The organism is Bifidobacterium sp. ESL0820, from assembly GCF_052606235.1.
Genome location: NZ_CP199594.1, coordinates 367,475 through 385,371, shown reverse-complemented (window position 1 = coordinate 385,371; position 17,897 = coordinate 367,475). Strand labels below are relative to the sequence as shown.

The 17,897-nt window shown below is 63.5% G+C and carries 15 protein-coding genes and 1 tRNA gene; 5 read left to right on the top strand and 11 right to left on the bottom strand.

Annotated elements, in window-relative coordinates; genetic code table 11:
- Positions 1 to 35: 35 nt before the first annotated feature.
- The 3 genes from polA to ACUIAH_RS01590 all read right to left on the bottom strand — a co-directional run bounded on the left by polA (position 36) and on the right by ACUIAH_RS01590 (position 3,708).
- A complete protein-coding gene (gene polA / locus ACUIAH_RS01600; protein WP_445341178.1) occupies positions 36 to 2,930 on the bottom strand; it encodes a DNA polymerase I in 2,895 nt (964 codons plus the stop codon).
- A 7-nt stretch (positions 2,931 to 2,937) separates the two neighbouring features.
- Positions 2,938 to 3,570 carry an ANTAR domain-containing response regulator gene (locus ACUIAH_RS01595; protein ID WP_197071164.1) on the bottom strand — a complete coding sequence of 211 codons (633 nt, stop codon included), beginning with the start codon at positions 3,568 to 3,570 and terminating at the stop codon, positions 2,938 to 2,940.
- A 64-nt stretch (positions 3,571 to 3,634) separates the two neighbouring features.
- A tRNA-Leu gene (locus ACUIAH_RS01590) sits at positions 3,635 to 3,708 on the bottom strand.
- A 121-nt stretch (positions 3,709 to 3,829) separates the two neighbouring features.
- Between ACUIAH_RS01590 and ACUIAH_RS01585 the strand changes: the two genes are divergently transcribed.
- Complete coding sequence (locus tag ACUIAH_RS01585; protein WP_024627356.1) at positions 3,830 to 4,423, top strand: NUDIX domain-containing protein; 594 nt, start codon at positions 3,830 to 3,832, stop codon at positions 4,421 to 4,423.
- 178 nt (positions 4,424 to 4,601) lie between these two features.
- On the opposite strand, the gene pyk is transcribed toward ACUIAH_RS01585, so the two are convergent.
- The 6 genes from pyk to ACUIAH_RS01555 form a co-directional block, all read right to left on the bottom strand.
- Positions 4,602 to 6,044 (bottom strand): pyruvate kinase, encoded by a 1,443-nt coding sequence (gene pyk / locus ACUIAH_RS01580; protein WP_101432486.1) that lies wholly within the window; start codon positions 6,042 to 6,044, stop codon positions 4,602 to 4,604.
- 111 nt (positions 6,045 to 6,155) lie between these two features.
- Complete coding sequence (locus ACUIAH_RS01575; RefSeq protein WP_445341177.1) at positions 6,156 to 7,157, bottom strand: TerC family protein; 1,002 nt, start codon at positions 7,155 to 7,157, stop codon at positions 6,156 to 6,158.
- Between the two features lie 141 nt (positions 7,158 to 7,298).
- Positions 7,299 to 9,410, bottom strand: a complete 2,112-nt coding sequence (uvrB, locus tag ACUIAH_RS01570) for an excinuclease ABC subunit UvrB (RefSeq protein ID WP_045924557.1) — start codon at positions 9,408 to 9,410, stop codon at positions 7,299 to 7,301.
- A 39-nt stretch (positions 9,411 to 9,449) separates the two neighbouring features.
- Positions 9,450 to 10,097, bottom strand: a complete 648-nt coding sequence (gene coaE / locus ACUIAH_RS01565) for a dephospho-CoA kinase (RefSeq protein ID WP_445341176.1) — start codon at positions 10,095 to 10,097, stop codon at positions 9,450 to 9,452.
- A gap of 71 nt (positions 10,098 to 10,168) precedes the next feature.
- A complete protein-coding gene (gene rpsA / locus ACUIAH_RS01560; protein ID WP_445341175.1) occupies positions 10,169 to 11,674 on the bottom strand; it encodes a 30S ribosomal protein S1 in 1,506 nt (501 codons plus the stop codon).
- Between the two features lie 103 nt (positions 11,675 to 11,777).
- Positions 11,778 to 12,698, bottom strand: coding sequence for a bifunctional methylenetetrahydrofolate dehydrogenase/methenyltetrahydrofolate cyclohydrolase (locus tag ACUIAH_RS01555; protein WP_445341174.1), 921 nt, complete (start codon positions 12,696 to 12,698; stop codon positions 11,778 to 11,780).
- A gap of 212 nt (positions 12,699 to 12,910) precedes the next feature.
- Between ACUIAH_RS01555 and ACUIAH_RS01550 the strand changes: the two genes are divergently transcribed.
- Both ACUIAH_RS01550 and ACUIAH_RS01545 read left to right on the top strand, forming a co-directional pair.
- Positions 12,911 to 13,786: an ABC transporter ATP-binding protein gene (locus tag ACUIAH_RS01550; protein WP_445341173.1), complete on the top strand. Its 876-nt coding sequence runs from the start codon at positions 12,911 to 12,913 to the stop codon at positions 13,784 to 13,786.
- On the top strand, positions 13,783 to 14,610 hold the full coding sequence (locus tag ACUIAH_RS01545; protein WP_445341172.1) for a metal ABC transporter permease: 828 nt from the start codon (positions 13,783 to 13,785) through the stop codon (positions 14,608 to 14,610). The genes ACUIAH_RS01550 and ACUIAH_RS01545 overlap by 4 nt, the downstream gene beginning before the upstream one ends.
- Before the next feature lie 6 nt (positions 14,611 to 14,616).
- On the opposite strand, the gene ACUIAH_RS01540 is transcribed toward ACUIAH_RS01545, so the two are convergent.
- Both ACUIAH_RS01540 and ACUIAH_RS01535 read right to left on the bottom strand, forming a co-directional pair.
- Complete coding sequence (locus ACUIAH_RS01540; protein ID WP_445341171.1) at positions 14,617 to 15,096, bottom strand: 2-C-methyl-D-erythritol 2,4-cyclodiphosphate synthase; 480 nt, start codon at positions 15,094 to 15,096, stop codon at positions 14,617 to 14,619.
- A 14-nt stretch (positions 15,097 to 15,110) separates the two neighbouring features.
- Positions 15,111 to 15,731 (bottom strand): CarD family transcriptional regulator, encoded by a 621-nt coding sequence (locus tag ACUIAH_RS01535; RefSeq protein ID WP_024627346.1) that lies wholly within the window; start codon positions 15,729 to 15,731, stop codon positions 15,111 to 15,113.
- Positions 15,732 to 15,955: 224 nt separating this feature from the next.
- Here ACUIAH_RS01535 and ACUIAH_RS01530 point away from each other — a divergent pair, with 224 nt between their 5' ends.
- Both ACUIAH_RS01530 and ACUIAH_RS01525 read left to right on the top strand, forming a co-directional pair.
- Positions 15,956 to 16,693, top strand: coding sequence for a response regulator transcription factor (locus ACUIAH_RS01530; RefSeq protein ID WP_045924564.1), 738 nt, complete (start codon positions 15,956 to 15,958; stop codon positions 16,691 to 16,693).
- An 18-nt stretch (positions 16,694 to 16,711) separates the two neighbouring features.
- Positions 16,712 to 17,848 (top strand): sensor histidine kinase, encoded by a 1,137-nt coding sequence (locus tag ACUIAH_RS01525; protein WP_445341519.1) that lies wholly within the window; start codon positions 16,712 to 16,714, stop codon positions 17,846 to 17,848.
- The last annotated feature ends 49 nt before the right edge of the window (positions 17,849 to 17,897 follow it).

Sequence of the window (17,897 nt, the reverse complement as noted above, 5' to 3'; positions counted from 1 at the left end):
CGGATCTTGCTGATCCCAGGCCACCCCATGTCAGGTCAGTGAGCAGCCAGCTCCCAATCTTGGCCAATGCCGGTGGACACATCCAAGGGCACGGCCAATTCAACGGCATGTTCCATGGAATCCTTGACCAGCTTGGTGGCCTTGTCGGTCTCGCCGGGAGCGATCTCCACCAGCAATTCATCGTGGATCTGCAGGGAGATGCGACTCTTCAGCCCCTGATCGGACAAGGCACGGCTGGCCTTGATCATGGCGATCTTCATGATGTCGGCAGCCGACCCTTGGATGGGTGCGTTCAGGGCGGCCCTCTCGGCGGCCTCGCGGGTGGGACGGCGCTTGGAGCGCAGCCCAGGGAAGTAGCGCCGCCGCCCGAACATGGTCTCGGTGTAACCCTTCTCCCGGGCGTCGGCCACCAGGGATTCCAGATACTCATGGACCTTGCCGAAGGTGGCGAAGTACTTGGCGCGCAGCACGTCGGCCGCAGCCGGGCTGATCTTGAGCTGCTGGGCCAGGCCATAGGTGCTCAGTCCATAGGCCAGGCCGTAGCTCATGGCCTTCACGTGGGAACGCTGGTCCCCGGTGACCTCCTCCATGGGGATGTCATAGACCAGGCTGGCCACGTACCGGTGGAAGTCAGCGCCCGACTTGAAGGCGTCGATCAGGGCCTGGTCCCCGGAAAGATGAGCCATGATCCGCAGCTCCACCTGGGAGTAGTCCGAGGAGAGCAGCGCCTCGTACCCGCTGCCGGGCACGAAGGCCGAACGAATCTCGCGGCCCCGGGCATCCCGGTTGGGGATGTTCTGCAGGTTGGGATCGACCGAGCTCAGCCGTCCGGTGGCGGCCACGGTCTGCTCGTAGGTGGTGTGCAGCCTTCCATCCCGAGGATTGACAGCCTCGCGCAGGGTCTGCACGATCTGCTTGAGCTTGTTGGTCTCCCTGTGCTTGAGCAGGGCGCCCAGAAAGTCGTTGGCACGCTCGTTGTTGACCGACTTGATGTACAGGTCCTGCAGAACCGAGACATTGGTCGAGTAGGAACCGGTCTTGGTCCTGTGGGTGGGCACCAGGCCCATGTCGTCGAAGAGCACCTTGCTCAGTTGCTTGGGGCTCTGCAGGTTGACACGGCTGCCGGCCCTGTCCCAGGCGATTTCCTGAGCCTGGCGGGCCCCGGCGGCGAACCGGTCGTGCATCTCCTTCAGGCGGGCATCATCCACCTTGGCGCCTTCGGTCTCCATCTGCGCCAGGACTGCGGAGGTGGGCAGCTCTATGGTGCGCAGCAGGCCGTACTGGTGGCGCTCGTCCATGAGCTCCTGCAGACGCTCGGAGACCATCATGACGTACTGCGCCTGGCGAAGAATCCGGGTCCCCCGCCGACGTTCGTCCTCATCCTCTCGCCCGTCCAGGGCCAGGGCCCCCTGGGTAGCCTCGGGCTCCTCCTCTACGGGGATGGCCAGGAAGTGTGCTACGGCCTGCTCCAGGTTGTCGGCATGAAAATCAGGCTCAGCCAGATAGCCTGCCAGCTTGGTGTCGAACAGGGGCAGGGGCATGTGCAGCCCCTGGCTCTCCAGGAGGTGCAGGTGCTCCTTGTAGCCATGGACCACGCAGGTGCCGATCCGCTGGTCGATCAGCTCCTGGATGGCCTCACGCATGTCTTCGTCAATGTCTTCCGCCATGAGGACCAGGCCGTGGCCGTCCATGGAGAGAATGGACAGCTCCTCCAAGCCGTAGTCGCCGTGCTTGGCCCAGCCGATGGCGTGGAGAACCCAATGCTCCTTCATGGCCTCGCTGCAGCGCATGGCATTCTGGTCGGAGTCGCCGATGTCCTTGACATTATCCAGGGAATCGGCCATGGCCTTGACATGGTCCGCCGATTGTCGGCAAAGGGACTTGTCCGGCAGATGCTTCTCGCACCAGTCCCGCAGCTGGTCGGCCGACTCCGCCTTATCACGCTCGGGCTGGGTGAACTCCTCCTGCTTGTTGCTGACATCGACCAGTGCCGAGGCTGGAGAGTAATCGTAATCGGCTACCGTGTTGAATCCGCGCAGGATTTTCTTACGGGTCTGCGGGCCGAACTGCAGCTGCTCGAAGATGGGCAGGACCTGATCCGTGTGGATGGTGCCGAAATGCAGGTCCTCCACCTTCACGCCCAGATCCAGGTCGCGCACCAGGGCGTTGACCTTCCGGTTGAGCCGGACCTGGTCGGCGTTCTCCGCCAGGGCCTGGCCCTTCTTGCCGCCGATCTCGTCGGCGTGCTCCAGAATGGAATCCAGCGATCCGTACTTGTTGATCCACTTGGCGGCGTAGCCGTCGCCCACGCCCGGCACGCCAGGGATGTTGTCGGCGCCCTCGCCGCGCATGGCGGCCAGATCGGGATACTGCTCCGGGGTCACCTTGTAGCGGTCCATGATGGTCTGGGGGGTCATGTGCTTGAGGTTCTTGAAGTGGTGGCCGGGGTAGAGCACAGTGACGTCGTCATCCACCAGCTGGAAGGCATCCCGGTCCCCTGACAGGACCAGGGTCTTGAACCCGGCCTGCTCCCCCATGGTGGCCAGCGTGCCGATGATGTCGTCGCCCTCGTAGCCGGGCTTTTCAATATAGGTGATGCCCAGGCCCTTGAGCAGGTCCTGGATCAGGGGCAGCTGGGTCAGCAGCTCCTTGGGGGCGGCTTCACGGGTGCCCTTGTACTGGGGCAGCATGGCATTGCGGAAGGTGCCGCCTTTGACGTCAAAGGCCACGCCCATATGGGTGGGCTTCTCCTTGGCCATGACATCCGCCAGCATGGTGGCAAATCCCCACACCGCGTTGGTGGGCTGCCCGGTCGAGGTGGTGAAACTCTCGACGGGAAGGGCATAGAAGGCCCGGAAGGCCAGCGAATGTCCATCGACGACCAGCAGGGTGCGGCCGTCCTTGTCCTGCTTCTTCGTCTGGTCTTCCATGGGAGGGCTAACGGTCGTTCTGGTTGGCCACGTTGTTGATGACCACGTCGGCCACCTCCTGCATGGTCAGCCTGCGGTCCATGGAGGTCTTCTGGATCCAGCGGAAGGCCTCGGACTCGGTCATGCCCATGCTCTCCATGAGCAGACCCTTGGCCCTGTCCACCCGCTTGCGGGCCTCGAAACGGGCCTTCATGTCGGTGACCTCGTCCTTCAGGGCGTTGATCTGGTCAAAGCGCGAGATAGCCACCTCAAGGGCCGGCAGCAGCTTTTCAGGAGCGAAAGGCTTGACCACGTAGGCCATGGCTCCTGCATCAGCCGCCTTCTCAACCAGGCTCTGCTGGGAGAACGCCGTCAGCATAACCACCGGGGCCAGGTTCTCCTTGCCGATCTCAGTGGCGGCGGTAATGCCGTCAGTGCCAGGCATCTTCACATCCATGACCACCACGTCGGGCCTCAGCTCGCGAGTCAGATCAATGGCCTCCTGGCCGCTGGCCGCCTGGCCGACCACGTCATAGCCGGCATCCTCGAGAGCTTCGACGGTATCGAGCCTGATCAAAGCCTCGTCCTCCGCCACAACCACGGTCCGCCCTTCGGGGGAATCGCTGCGGTTCTTACTCTCTGAAGCCACTTTCAACCTCATTTCCTGAAAGTCCAACCGATCTTCACCTAAAACCGATGAGGGACGGATGGGGTTCGCTTTATCGTGCCCCCGGTGAGACTCGAACTCACACTGCACGGATTTTGAGGCCGTTTCCTCTACCAATTGGGATACGGGGGCTTTTCGTTACCACAGAGAATCTACCATACTTTGGCGACGACGCAAGGTTATTCGTGTTGAATCTGCCTTAGAATGAAGACAGTTATGTATACAGGCACATCAGCAGTCGAAGGAGAGCATGATGACCACTCAGATCTATCGACGGTTCGATCCTTGGCGCACCTCCCCCGTCCAGGAGAAGGCCCGCAAGCAGATTATGGACAGCCACTACTTCAGCGTCGACAGGGTCACCTTTGAATCCAGCGACAATCAGACCTTCGATCGCAGCATCGTCAGCGAGAAGCATGGAGACACCATCGCCGTCCTGGCCATCACCGACGACGGAAGGATACCGCTGGTCGAGCAGTACCGTCTGCCCACCCACCGCTGGACCCTTGAGCTGCCGGCCGGGCATCCGCTCAACGACAAGGAAGCCCCCATCGATGTGGCCACCAGGCGGTTGCGCGAGGAGGCCGGATACAAGGCTGCCTCCTTTAACCAGTTCGCGAGGTTCATCAACACTCCCAGCTTCTCCACCCAGCACACCACGCTCTTCTACGCGGAGGGCCTTACCCCGGTCCAGCCGGCCAGCCTGGCACCAGAGACCCCGCACCAGAACGTGCGACTCTTCACCGTGGATGAGGCCTACGACATGGTGATTGCAGGAACCATACTGGACGCCAAAACCACCATCGCCATCCTGCGGGCCAAAATCGGACTTTCCGACCTGCACTGACGTTTTCACAGGTTGACATATCTGGTTGAGACTGGCACCTTCAGACAAGGAACCGGTGGCCTCTCCCCCTGCATCTACCAACGGGGAAAGACCACCGGTTCACTGCTTCATCAGCATCTTGGGAATCTCAGGGTCCGCCTGACTGACTCAATCGACAGTCGGGCGGCAAATCCGAGAATCACTCGTTGGAGCCCACGGTGTGGACGTAGATGCAGTCGGTGTTGCCCGGCTCATGCTCGCCCTGGGCGCAGCTGAGCACCACCAGGCAGTCGCCGTCGGAGACCTTGCCCTGCTTCTTCAAGGTGGAGTCCACGAAGTTCATCAGGTCTGCGCGATTGAAGTCGTGGTAGTCCTGCCCGCAGAGGAACGCCTCGGTGCCCCAGCTCAAGGCCAGCCAATGATAGGTGTGCTCATTGGTGGTCAGTGCATAGATGGGGGCAGCCGGACGCTCGCGAGAGATCCGGTGCACGGTGTTGCCCGTCTGGGTGAAAGCCACGATGGCCTTGGCGTTGATCTTGTCGGCCAGATCCACGGCGGCGGAGGAGACGGCGCCAGAGTTGGACATATCCAGGTTGTGCATGGCCGGGATACGGTCGAAGCCGTGCGTGGTGGCGTAGTCGGAGATCCGGGCCATGGTGGACACCGTGGTGTCGGGGTATTCGCCCACGGCGGTCTCATTGGAGGTCATGGTGGCATCGGCGCCGTCAAGAACGGCGTTGGCGCAGTCGGAGGCCTCAGCGCGGCTGGGGATGGGCGAATGCACCATGGAGCCCAGGACCTCGGTGGCGACGATGACCGGCTTGGCGTACTGACGGGCCAGCTCGATGCAGCGCTTGGTCACCAGTGGGACCTGCTCGAAGGGCATCTCCACAGCCATATCGCCGCGGGCCACCATGATGCCGTCGAAGGCCTTGACGATCTCCTCCAGGTTCTCAACAGCCTGGGGCTTCTCGATCTTGGCCACGATGGGGATGCGGCGACCCTCCTCGTCCATGATCTCGTGGGCGCGGTCGATGTCGGTGGCGAAGCGGACGAAGGACATGGCGATGATGTCGGCGCCGGTGCGGATGCCCCAGCGCAGATCCTCCTCGTCCTTGGGGGTCAGCGCCGGCAGGCTCACGGCCACACCAGGCAGGTTGATGCCTTTGTGGGAGGAGACAGGACCGGCCACGACCACCTTGGTGTGGACCTGGCTGCCCTCGACCTTGGTGACCTCCAGGCGGACCTTGCCGTCGTCGATCAGGATGGGATCGCCGGGGTGGCAGTCCCCGGGCAGACCCTTGAAGGTGGTGGAGGTCATGTGCTCGTCACCCTCGACATCGTCGGTGGTGATGATGAACTCCTGGCCCTCCTTGAGGACGACCTTGTCTTCGCCCTGCTCGTTCTTCTTGAACCAACCACAGCGAATCTTGGGACCTTGCAGATCGACCAGGGCCGCCACATTTCGTCCAGTCTCCTTGCTGGCCTGACGGACGTTGTTGTAAACCTTGAGGTGATCTTCAGGGGTGCCGTGCGACCGGTTGAGCCTGGCCACATCCATGCCGGCCTTGACCAGCTTGGTAATGTTTTCCAGCGACTCCGAAGCCGGCCCGATGGTGTCGACGATCTTGGCTTTGCGCATATGCTACCTGCCTGTTCTTTTTCCTGTTTACCGTTCTATTGTACAGACTCGGCCTGATAGGAACCACTATTTCCCGTTAGCGCTAACAACCCTTGTGATTCAAAGGATTGTTTATTGGTTTTTCCCCTGCGAGGCGGTTTCAAGGGACTGACGACGGCTCTTGAGCACCGAAGCCAGAGCGGCGATGCCTACGGCCAGGACGATGACCAGCAGGGATGCCCAGGTCGGTATATCCGGCACGGCTGTCAGGGGCCGTCCGCCGTTGATGAAGGGCAATGTATTGCCGTGCAGAGCCTCCATGATCAGCTTGACGCCGATGAAGGCCAGGACCACAGCCAGCCCCAGGGGCAGATACTCCAGCTTGTCCAGCAGGGATCCCAGCAGGAAGTAGAGCTGCTGCAGGCCCAGCAGGGCGAAGACATTGGAGGTGAAGACGATGAAGGGATCCTTGGTCAGTCCGAAGATGGCTGGAATGGAGTCAAAGGCGAACATGACATCGGTGGTGCCGATGGCCAGGAAGACCACCAGCATGGGCGTGAAGTAGCGCTTGCCCTCGAAGGTGGTCCGCAGACGCTCACCGTCGTAATGGCTGGTGATGGGGATGACCCGTCGCAGGGCCCTGATCAGCCCGTTCTCGTGGTACTCCTCCTGCTTGCCCCGGCTGGAGACCATGTTCCAGGCGGTATAGAGCAGGAAGAAGCCGAAGATGAAGAAGACCCAGGTGAAACGGGTGATCAGCGCCGTCCCGGCCAGGATGAAGACGCCGCGCAGCACCAGGGCGATGGTGATGCCGACGCTGAGCACATAGCGCTGAAGCTGCAGGGGCACGGCGAAATTGCTCATGATGATGACGAAGACGAAGAGGTTGTCGATGCTGAGCGAGTATTCGGTCAGCCAGCCCGAATAGAACTCGATGGCCGGCTTGGATCCGGCCACCTTCCAGATCAAAGCACCAAAAATCAGAGCCATGACCACGAAGAAGCCGATGTGCCTGACGCACTCGCCGGTCGAAGGCACGTGCGGCCGGCGCCCGATCACCAGAAGATCGACCACGAAGAAGACGGCCAGCACAACCAGGCTGACAACCATGAACGGCAGAGGTGTCTCAGACATATCACCAGACTCTAGCGGCAAGATATGACGTGCTCGTCTCCCCCGTCTGCCCGTAGGACATCCTCACAGGCAGCGGTCTGCAGGTCGGGCCTGTGATGCTCTTGCCTCCACATCACAGGCCGAACTTGCTTTTTGGCCTACTTACTTTTTGGCCTCGGTCATCTGCCGCAGCTCCTTCTTCAGATCCTTGATTTCGTCGCGCAGACGAGCCGCAAGCTCGAACTGCAGCTGTTGCGCAGCCGTGTGCATCTGGTCGCTCAGCTGACGGATCAGGTCGGCAAGGTCCTGCGCCGGCAGACCGGCCTGGAGTATCTCCTGATGCCGCTTGTCGGCCTCCTCCTTGTCGTAGAGGGGCACGCCCAGGTGGGAATTGCCGGCCTTGTTGGCGTTGCGGTAGCCGCCCGCCAGCAGGGTCTGGGTGTCCACATCCTCCTTGGCCAGCATGTCGTTGACGTCGCTGATCTTCTTGATCAGCGGCTTGGGATCCACGCCGTGCTCCTTGTTGTAGGCGATCTGCTTGGCCCGGCGACGGTTGGTCTCGCTGATGGCCTTGTCCATGGAGTCGGTGACCTCGTCCGCGTACATGATGACCTTGCCGGACACGTTCCTGGCCGCACGGCCGATGGTCTGGATCAGGGACCGGTAGGAGCGCAGGAAGCCCTCCTTGTCCGCATCCAGGATGGCCACCAGGGAGACCTCGGGCAGATCCAGCCCCTCGCGCAGGAGGTTGATGCCCACAATGACGTCGATCTTGCCCTCGCGCAGCTCCCGCAGGAGCTCCACCCGCCGCAGGGTGTCCACGTCCGAGTGCAGGTACTCCACCTTGATGTCGCGCTCGAGCAGATAGTCGGTCAGATCCTCGGCCATCTTCTTGGTCAGCGTGGTCACCAGAACCCGCTCGTGACGTTCCACCCGGGCCTTGATCTCGTCCAGGAGGTCGTCCACCTGGCCCTTGACAGGCCTGACCTCCACCTCGGGATCCAACAGGCCTGTGGGTCGGATGACCTGCTCCACCACACCGTCGGACAGGCCCATCTCGTAGTCGCCAGGCGTAGCCGACAGGTAGACGGTCTGGCCCACCTTGTCCAGGAACTCCGGCCACTTCAGGGGACGGTTGTCCATGGCCGAGGGCAGACGGAAGCCGTGCTCGACCAGGGTCCGCTTGCGGCTGGCATCCCCCTCGTACATGGCTCCAATCTGGGGAACCGTCACATGGGACTCGTCGATGACCAACAGGAAGTCGTCGGGGAAGAAGTCCAGCAGGGTGTGGGGCGGGGAACCGGGTTCGCGCCCGTCGAAGTGGCGGGAATAGTTCTCCACTCCGGAGCAGGTGCCGATCTGGGTGAGCATCTCCAGGTCGTAGGTGGTGCGCATGGTCAGCCTCTGGGCCTCCAGCTCCTTGCCCTGCTTGCGCAGCTGGCCCACACGCCAGTCCAGCTCCTCCTTGATGGTCTTCAGGGCGCGCTCCATCCGCTCGGGACCGGCCACATAGTGGGAGGCGGGGAAGATGTGCACGGAGGTCTCATGGGCGATCTCGTCCCCGGTCAGCGGGTGCAGTGTGGAGATGCGGTCGATCTCGTCCCCGAAGAATTCGATGCGGACGGCCAGCTCCTCATAGACGGGGATGATCTCGACTGTGTCGCCGCGCACGCGGAAGGTGCCTCGGGTGAAGGCGATGTCGTTGCGCTTGTACTGCATGTCCACGAACTTGCGCAGCAGGTCGTCCCGGTTGATCCGGTCACCCTCGTGCAGGAAGAGCATGCGTCCGGCGTATTCCTCGGGCGTGCCCAAGCCGTAGATGCAGGAGACGGTGGCCACCACCACACAGTCGCGCCTGGTCAGCAGGTTGGCCGTGGCGGCGTGCCGGAGCCGCTCCACGTCGTCGTTGATGTTCGAGTCCTTCTCGATATAGGTATCCGTTTGAGGGATGTAGGCCTCGGGCTGGTAGTAGTCGTAGTAGGAGACGAAGTAGGAGACCGCATTGTCGGGCATGAGCTCGCGGAACTCGGCGCAGAGCTGGGCGGCCAGGGTCTTGTTGGGCTCCAGAATCAGAGTGGGCCGCTGCAGGCGCTCGATCAGCCAGGCCGTGGTCGCGGTCTTGCCGGTGCCGGTGGCGCCCATGAGCACCACGTCGTTCTCGCCGTTCTCGATCCGCGTGGCCAGCTCCTCGATGGCCTCTGGCTGGTCGCCGGAGGGCTTGTAGGGAGACTTGACCACGAAGGGCTTGTCGGTCCGCTCAATGTTGAACCCCATGAAACTCCCTTCCAGGATGCGTCATTCGCCCAAGGCCCCTCAGTCGCTGTGCGAGGATCCCCGGGCCAAGGATTTCAGCTCTTCATATATTCTATCAACAGACTCGAACATTTGTTCGATAGGCTGGGATCCGTCCACCAACAGATCGGCCTGAGCGCGTCGCGAACTGCTGCTGGTCTGGGAACCGATGCGCTCAACAGCCTGGCTTGGCGTCATATGCCGCTGATTCACCATACGCGCAATCCTCACCTGGCTTGGGGCCTCCACCAGCAGGACCCTGTCGAAATGAAAAGGAATGGCTGAGCCCACCTCGGTCAGCAGGGGCACCTCATGGACCACCACCTCGGAACCCTCCAGCCAGGGCTGCTCGGCCTTGGCGGCCAGCTCATAGACCAGCGGATGGATGATGTCGTCCAGGTCCTCGCGGTCCCGGTCGGCCGCCGGCCCGCCGAAGACCCGCGCCGCCAGGGCTGACCTGTCCACTCCACCACGACCGTCCCCGCAGTCTGAACCGAACCGCTCCAAGACCGGCCCTACGCCGGGTCCGCCTGGGGCGATGACCTCATGGGAGAGCCGGTCGTAGTCAATGACCTTGGCCCCGTCCTGAGCCAGCCGAGCCGCCACCGTGCTCTTGCCGGCCGCTATCCCGCCAGTCAACCCCACACGTATCATCCCGACCTCCCGCATATCCCTTATGGCAGCAGATACAAATGGAGGGGCCCGACCGAGGCCGGACCCCTCCATTCACCGCTTGATGCTCACTTCTTTTCCTTGAGCAGCTGCTCGCGCAGGGCGGCCAGCTGGTCGTCGGAGGCCAAGGTGCCCTCGGAGCTGGACTCCGAGCTGTAGTTGGTGGTCTCCTCGGAGCTCTGACGGCGGGAGCGCGAACCGGAGGCGGGCACCTGGGAGGACCGGCTGTCCTCGGCGGCCGAAGCCTCGGCGTTCTCCAGCTCCTTGGCCACGAAGGCCTTGTGCTGCTCCCAGAGGTCGTGGGCGGCCGCATACTGGGACTCCCACTCCTCCCGCTGCTTCTCGTAGCCGGCGATCCACTCGTTGCTCTCGGGATCGAAGCCCTCGGGGTACTTGTAGTTGCCCTCCTCGTCGTACTCGGCGGGCATGCCGTAGATGGCCGGATCGAAGTCCTCGGAGGTCGGGTCGACGGAGTCGTCGGCCTGCTTGAGGGACAGGGAGATGCGGCGGCGATCCAGGTCGACGTCGATGACCTTGACGAAGATCTCCTCGCCCTGCTTGACCACGGTCTCGGGGTTCTCCACGTGGCGGTTGGCCAGCTCGGAGATGTGGACCAGGCCCTCGATGCCGTCCTCGACGGAGACGAAGACGCCGAACTGCACGATCTTGGTGACCTTGCCCTTGACGATCTGTCCGGGCACGTGGGTCCGGGCGAAGCGCTGCCAGGGATCTTCCTGGGTGGCCTTGAGGGACAGCGAGATGCGCTCGCGGTCCATATCGACATCCAGCACCTCGACGGTGACCTTGTCGCCCACCTTGACGACCTCGCTGGGGTGATCGATGTGCTTCCAGGAGAGCTCGGAGACGTGGATCAGGCCGTCCACACCGCCCAGGTCGACGAAGGCGCCGAAGTTGACGATGGAGCTGACCGTGCCCTCGCGGATCTGGCCTTTCTTGAGCTGGGCCATGAAGGTCTCGCGCACCTCGGACTGGGTCTCCTCCAGGTACTGGCGGCGGGAGAGGACCACGTTGTTGCGGTTCTTGTCCAGCTCCAGGATCTTGGCCTTGATCTTCTGCCCGATGTAGGGAGACAGGTCGCGCACGCGGCGCATCTCGACCAGGGATGCGGGCAGGAAGCCGCGCAGGCCGATGTCGACGATGAGCCCGCCCTTGACGGCCTCGATGACGGTGCCCTCAACGACGCCGTCAGCCTCCTTGATCTTCTCGATGTCGCCCCAGGCGCGCTCGTACTGGGCACGCTTCTTGGACAGGATCAGGCGGCCTTCCTTGTCCTCCTTGGTGACGACCAGAGCCTCGATGGTGTCACCGACCTGGACCACATCGTCGGGATCGACATCCTTCTTGATGGAAAGCTCGCGGGAGGGAATCACGCCCTCGGTCTTGTAGCCGATGTCCAGCAGAACCTCGTCATGGTCGATCTTAACGACCGTCCCCTCGACCAGATCCCCATCGTCGAAGTTCTTGATGGTGGAATCGACTGCCTTGATGAAGTCTTCCTCGGACCCGATGTCATTGACCGCGACCTGGGGGACTTCCTTCTTGTTCTCTGCCATTAATTAAATTGTTTCTTGTATAGTTGGTGGATATTTTTTCCGTATTGAGTTATGCGTTCCCGCCGGCAGGCGCGAACATTCTCCATGATAGGAGACACTGCGGTCATTGTCGCCGGGAGACCTCGGGCGTGTCGCAGGCAGGGATTCCGGCGGCCCGCTCAGCGGATTCGACCACATTGACCAGGAGCATGGCCCGGGTCATGGGCCCCACCCCGCCAGGATTGGGCGTATAGGCGGCTGCAGACAGCCTGGCGGCCGGATCGATGTCGCCCTTGATCCGCCAGCGCCCCTCCTGCTGATCCCAGATCCGGGAGACGCCTACATCCACCAGGACGGCACCCTGGCGAACCTGGTCCGGACCAACCAGCCCGGCTCGGCCCACGGCCGCGATGATCACGTCAGCCCTGCGCAGATGGGCGTCAATGTCCTTGGTGCGGGTATGGCAGAGGGTCACGGTGGCATCCACCCCGCGGTTGGTCAAGAGCAGCCCGATGGTGCGGCCCACGGTCAATCCTCGGCCCAGCACGCAGACCTCCTTGCCGGCCAGGTCAATCCCGTAATGGTCCAGCAGGTGCAGGATACCCCGCGGGGTGCAGGGCAGGGGGGTCCGCACCCGGCCGTCGGTATGCAGGACCAGCTGGCCCAGGTTGTAAGGATGCATGCCGTCGGCGTCCTTGGCCGGATCGATGCGATCGATGATCTCGGTGGGATCCACGCCCTCGGGCAGGGGCAGCTGGACGATGTAGCCGGTGCATTCAGGATCCTGGTTGAGCTGATCCACCGCAGCAAGAATCCGCTCCTTGCCGGCATCGGCGGGCAGATCAACCCTGATCGACCTGATGCCCACCTGGCTGCAGTCCCGGTGCTTGCCCTCTACGTATTTGACCGAACCGGGGTCATCCCCCACCAGGATGGTCCCCAGCCCAGGAGTGCGTCCCATGGCCGTCAGCCTCGCCACGCGAGCGCGCAGGTCCTCCTTGAGTTCCGCAGCCGCCGCCTTGCCGTCCAGTTTCACTGCAGTCAATACATCTCCATCATCCAAGCGGGCGCAAACCCTTGTCGAAGTCGTCTGGGCCAGACTAGCGCAGATTCCACCCCGACCGGAAGCTCCGTCCAAGGGCCGGGACGGGAGGACTCGACTGCTGAAGTTGCGTGCTGTCCCCTCCCCAGCGATAATGAGAATCATGCTCAATAAGAGCAGGTTCACCATTTTGAGCCCGTGCAGGAAAGGAAGCCATGGATACGGACACGGACAGCACATCCACGCAGGCCTGCATCGTCTTCGACCATGCCGCCATCCGCCGATCCGGACGGCTGATCTGGTCTGAAGGAACCTTCGCCATCCCCTCGGGGACCGTGACCGCCATCGTGGGCACCAACGGCACGGGCAAGACCAGCATGATGCAGGCCGAACTGGGTCTGCTCCCCCTGGACGCCGGCAGCCTGCGGGTCCTTGGGCAGCCGGCCGGCCAAGCCAACGACCGCATCGGCTACGTACCCCAGAGCTACACCTCGGACATCGACTCCAACCTGACGGCCGAACAATCCGTCCTGCTGGGGCTGACCGGCACCCGGTTCGGCATTCACCCCGTCACCCGGCAGGACCGCGAGCGCGCCAGAGAGGCCATGCGCTTCGTCGGCGTGGAGGACAGGGCCCACCTGCGCCTTTCCCAGCTCTCCGGCGGCCTGCGGCAGCGGGTGGCCATCGCCCAGGCCCTGGTCTGCGATCCTGATCTGCTCATGCTCGACGAGCCCCTGGCCAATCTGGACCTGGCCGGGCAGCGCGCCACCGTCCACCTGCTGGCGCAGCTCAACAGCCGTCTGGGCATGTCCATCCAGGTGGTGGCCCACGACCTGAACATGCTGCTGCCTGTGCTGACCGGGGCGGTCTATCTGCTGGACGGGCACCCTCATTACGCCCGCATGGACGACGTGCTGGACTCGGACCTGCTCACCCACCTCTACGGCACCAAGGTGGAGGTGGTCACCACTCCCCAGGGGGACATGTTCGTGGCCCCCGACATGGACGAGCCGATCGGGCCCGTCCACAATCGCTACCAACCCAGCCAGGTGGCCCGCCTGCACGGGACGGACCGGGAAAGGAACTCATGACCACGCCAGTCTTCGACCCCCATTGGACGGAGATTCTCGCCGCCCCCTTCATGCGCAATGCCATGGTGGCCGGATTGTGCATCGCCGTGGCCGCCGGAGCCATGGGCTACTTCACCATCGCCAGACACTCCACCTTCGCCGCCCACGCCCTGGCCCACATCGGCCTGCCCGGCGCCACGGGGGCCGTCCTGCTAGGGCTGCCGGTCTCTGCCGGCATGGGCCTGTTCGCCCTGGGCGGGGCGCTGGTCATCGGAGCTCTGGGCAAGCGGGCCTCCCAGAGGGAGATCGCCACGGGCACGGTCCTGGCCTTCGCCACCGGCCTGGGGCTCTTCTTCGCCAGGATGTCCAGCTCGGCCTCCCAGCAGATGCAGGCCATCCTCTTCGGATCCATCCTGACCATCACCCGGGGCCAGGTCGTCGGCTTCATCATCTTCGATGCGATCCTGCTGATCCTGCTGGCCCTGATCTACCGGCCCCTGCTCTTCAGCTCCCTGGATGAGCAGGTGGCCCAGGCTCGCGGCGTGCCCATCGGGCTGATGAACCTGACCTTCATGGCCATCATGGCCGGCGTCATCACCATCGCCGTGCCGGCAGTGGGGACCCTGCTCATCTTCGCTCTGGTCGTCACCCCGGCGGCCACGGCCAACATCCTGGTGGCCTCTCCCCTGCGGGCCATGTTTCTATCGGGATTGATCTGCCTGGCTTCAATCTGGGGAGGCCTGGTGATCTCGGCCATGGTGCCGGCCCCTCCCAGCTTCGTCATCGTGACCCTGTCCACCCTCTTCTGGGCTCTGGCCAAGGGATGGGCGGCCCTGCGCGCCTGATGCCGGTCAGTCCACCAGGGCGGTGGCCATGACGGCGATGCCCTCGTTGTGACCGGCAAAGCCCATGCCGTCAGTGGTGGTGGCAGTCAGCCGAACCGGTGCCCCGACAGCCTGGCTCATGGCCTGCTGGGCCAGGTGACGACGCGAGGAAATTCTGGGGCGCTGGCCGACGATGACCAGGGAGGCGTTGAGCAGCCTGCGACCGTGCCCATGCAGACAGTCCATGGTCTCCTCCAGCATGGCCGACCCATGCATGCCCGCTCCAGGGGCCTGCGCTCCCAGGCCGAACAGGGTGCCGATATCGCCCAGATCGGCGGCTGACAGGATGGCATCGATCAGGGCATGGGCGGCTGCATCGCCGTCAGAATCGCCCAGCAGGCCGGGGGTTCCGTCATTCCAGGACAGACAGGCCAGCCAGAGGGGACGCCCGCCGGTTGGATCAAAGCGATGGGCGTCAAAGCCCAGTCCAATGCTTGGATGGCCCATGACCGGCTCCGGTCTCAGCGCTTGGCCTTGGTCTTGCCCTTGCCCTTGGTCTTGGCGGCCTCCTGGGCCACCCGTGCCAGGGTCTTGGAAGCCGGCTCCTTGGGGGACTTGGTATGGTGCTTGTCGTCGCCGGGCATGGGCTCCGCATAGCCCAGATTGACATCCAGCAGGCGCTGGGCCTCGTCCTCGTCCAGCTTCTCGGACAGGGCGATCTCGGAGGTCAGGATCTTGCGGGCCTTGATCAGCATCCGCTTCTCGCCTGCCGACAGCCCGTGCTCGTCCACATCGCGCTGGGAGAGGTCGCGCACCACCTCGGCGATCTTGTTGACCTCGCCGGTGGCGATCTTCTCCACGTTCAGCTTGTAGCGGCGAGACCAGTTCATCTCCTTCTCCTCGACCACCGGGGTGCGCAGGATCTCGAAGACCTTGGCCACCGCCTTGGCGTCGACGATGTCCCTGACGCCCACCTTGGCCGCGTTCTCGACGGGGACGTTGATGACCAGTCCGTCCGAGGAGAGCACGGACAGCTGCAGGTACTTGCGGGTGACGCCCTTGACGGTCCGTTCGGTGATGGCGTCCACCCTGGCGGCCCCATGACGCGGATAGACGACCATGTCACCGACCTTGTAACCCATATGCCCTCCAGAACGAGTCGAGAAAATACCATATAATAATGCCATTGCGCATGGACTTGCTGACGGGCGCCCTGGGACGACGCGATTCTCCGCGAGCACACTTCCCCTGGAGGCTCTGAAGACTATTCTGGAAGAAACGACGGTGGTGGAACGAATGCCGACAAGGCTCCACCCCGCATGACGAGCATCGTTTTGCGGATCAGTGATCGAAGACAGAGGTAGGCATGATCAGAAACACAAGCCGCTACACTACACCCAGCACCATCCTGGTGGTTGAGGACGAACCCACCCTGGCCACTGCCATAGCCCAGCGCATCACCGCCGAAGGGTGGACGGCCCGGGTGGCATCGGACGGTGCCAGCGCCGTGCAGGCCGCTTCCCAGATCAAGCCCGACCTGGTCATCATGGACATCATGCTGCCCGTCATGGACGGACTGGAGGCCACCAAGCGGATCGTGGCCGAGCGGCCGGTGCCGGTGCTGATTCTGACCGCCAGGGACGACGAGGCCGACAAGGTGACCGGTCTGGGCGCCGGAGCCGACGACTACATGACCAAGCCCTTCTCCATGCGCGAGCTGATCGCACGCTGCAAGGCCCTCCTGCGCCGGGTGGAGAGGGCCAAGGTCATCGCCAAGAACTCCGAGAACGAGAAGGTGCTGGACTTCGGATCCCTGGTCATCGACCCGGCCCAGCGCATCGTGACCCTGCGCGGGGAGCAGATCCACCTGACACCCACCGAATTCGACCTGCTGGCCACGCTGGCCCGCCGGCCCAAGTCCGTGCTCACCCGCGAGAAGCTGTTGGAGGAGGTCTGGGACTGGGTGGATGCCTCGGGCACCAGGACGGTGGACTCCCACGTCAAGGCCCTGCGCCACAAGCTGGGCTCGCAGATGATCCGCACCGTGCATGGCGTGGGCTACGCCTTCGAGCCGCCCGAGGATCAGGAACAGGACCAGCGGTAGCAGCCGCGGATGCACGCTATGAGCAAGGACGGCAGAAGCCGGCGCAAGGGGCCCAGTCTGAGTGCGCGTGTGGACCGGGAACGGCCCATTGGATCCTTCGCCTCATTGAAGGTGGAGCTGAGCGTCCTGATCATCATCTCCACAGCCATCGCCTTCGTCATGGCCTGGTTCCTGCTGAAGATGGGCTGGAGCGGCTGGATCGCCATGCCGCTGACCCTGGTGGTGGCCCTGGGGATCACCTACTTCTTCTCCCGAGGGCTCACCGCTCCCCTGCGGCAGATGCGGGATGCGGCCGAGGCCATGGCCGACGGGGACTACACGGTCCGGGTCCACGCCACCACGACCAGCCATGACGAGGTGGGGCTCCTGGCCCAGTCCTTCAACGAGATGGCCGAGGAGCTCCAGCACGCCGACCAGATGCGCCGGGACATGGTGGCCAATGTCAGCCACGAGCTGCGCACTCCTGTTTCGGCCCTGCAGGCCATGGTGGAGAACATGGCGGACGGTGTGACCGAGCCCACGCCAGCCAACCTGGAGGGGATCCTGGAGCAGACCCACCGCCTGTCCGACCTGATCGCCTTCCTGCTGGACCTGTCGAGGATGGAGGCCGGAGCCGCCAGCCTGCAGATCGAGGACTTCGACTTCGGCGACTTCATCGACGAGACCCTCCAGCCCCTGGCCATAGCCGACGCCGGGCATGCCCATGACATCCAGGTGGATCTGGAGAAGGGCCTGAGAATGGAGGGCGACCAGGATCGGCTGCGCCAGCTCTTCACCAACGTCATCAGCAACGCCCTGAAGCACTCGGCCGACGGCACCACGGTGCTGATCCAGGCCCACGAGGACCGGCAGCAGGAGACCATAGTCACCAACGTGGTCAACTTCGGCTCGCAGATACCCCCCGAGGCCCGTACCGATATCTTCCGGCGCTTCGTCAAGGGCAAGGCCGGCCCGGGCACGGAGTCAGGCGGCACCGGGCTGGGGCTGTCCATCGCCCGCTGGGCGGCCCAGTTGCATGGAGGCCAGGTGCAGGTGGTGGACGATCCGCGCGGAGCGGACTTCGAGATCACCCTGCCCAGATATCACCGCGACCCCGACGAGGACGAGGACGAGGGGGACGGGGACGGCTCCGGCGGGCCCGACGCGCCGCATTGACGGGGAGGCGCACTTCGGCTCATAATGAAATCGAACATTTGTTCGAATG

Bases quoted from the DNA above. Each gene is read 5' to 3' on its own strand.
- polA (WP_445341178.1), bottom strand. From the start codon at position 2,930: ATGGAAGACCAGACGAAGAAGCAGGACAAGGACGGCCGCACCCTGCTG.
- ACUIAH_RS01595 (WP_197071164.1), bottom strand. From the start codon at position 3,570: ATGAGGTTGAAAGTGGCTTCAGAGAGTAAGAACCGCAGCGATTCCCCC.
- ACUIAH_RS01585 (WP_024627356.1), top strand. From the start codon at position 3,830: ATGACCACTCAGATCTATCGACGGTTCGATCCTTGGCGCACCTCCCCC.
- pyk (WP_101432486.1), bottom strand. From the start codon at position 6,044: ATGCGCAAAGCCAAGATCGTCGACACCATCGGGCCGGCTTCGGAGTCG.
- ACUIAH_RS01575 (WP_445341177.1), bottom strand. From the start codon at position 7,157: ATGTCTGAGACACCTCTGCCGTTCATGGTTGTCAGCCTGGTTGTGCTG.
- uvrB (WP_045924557.1), bottom strand. From the start codon at position 9,410: ATGGGGTTCAACATTGAGCGGACCGACAAGCCCTTCGTGGTCAAGTCT.
- coaE (WP_445341176.1), bottom strand. From the start codon at position 10,097: ATGCGGGAGGTCGGGATGATACGTGTGGGGTTGACTGGCGGGATAGCG.
- rpsA (WP_445341175.1), bottom strand. From the start codon at position 11,674: ATGGCAGAGAACAAGAAGGAAGTCCCCCAGGTCGCGGTCAATGACATC.
- ACUIAH_RS01550 (WP_445341173.1), top strand. From the start codon at position 12,911: ATGGATACGGACACGGACAGCACATCCACGCAGGCCTGCATCGTCTTC.
- ACUIAH_RS01545 (WP_445341172.1), top strand. From the start codon at position 13,783: ATGACCACGCCAGTCTTCGACCCCCATTGGACGGAGATTCTCGCCGCC.
- ACUIAH_RS01540 (WP_445341171.1), bottom strand. From the start codon at position 15,096: ATGGGCCATCCAAGCATTGGACTGGGCTTTGACGCCCATCGCTTTGAT.
- ACUIAH_RS01535 (WP_024627346.1), bottom strand. From the start codon at position 15,731: ATGGGTTACAAGGTCGGTGACATGGTCGTCTATCCGCGTCATGGGGCC.
- ACUIAH_RS01530 (WP_045924564.1), top strand. From the start codon at position 15,956: ATGATCAGAAACACAAGCCGCTACACTACACCCAGCACCATCCTGGTG.
- ACUIAH_RS01525 (WP_445341519.1), top strand. From the start codon at position 16,712: ATGAGCAAGGACGGCAGAAGCCGGCGCAAGGGGCCCAGTCTGAGTGCG.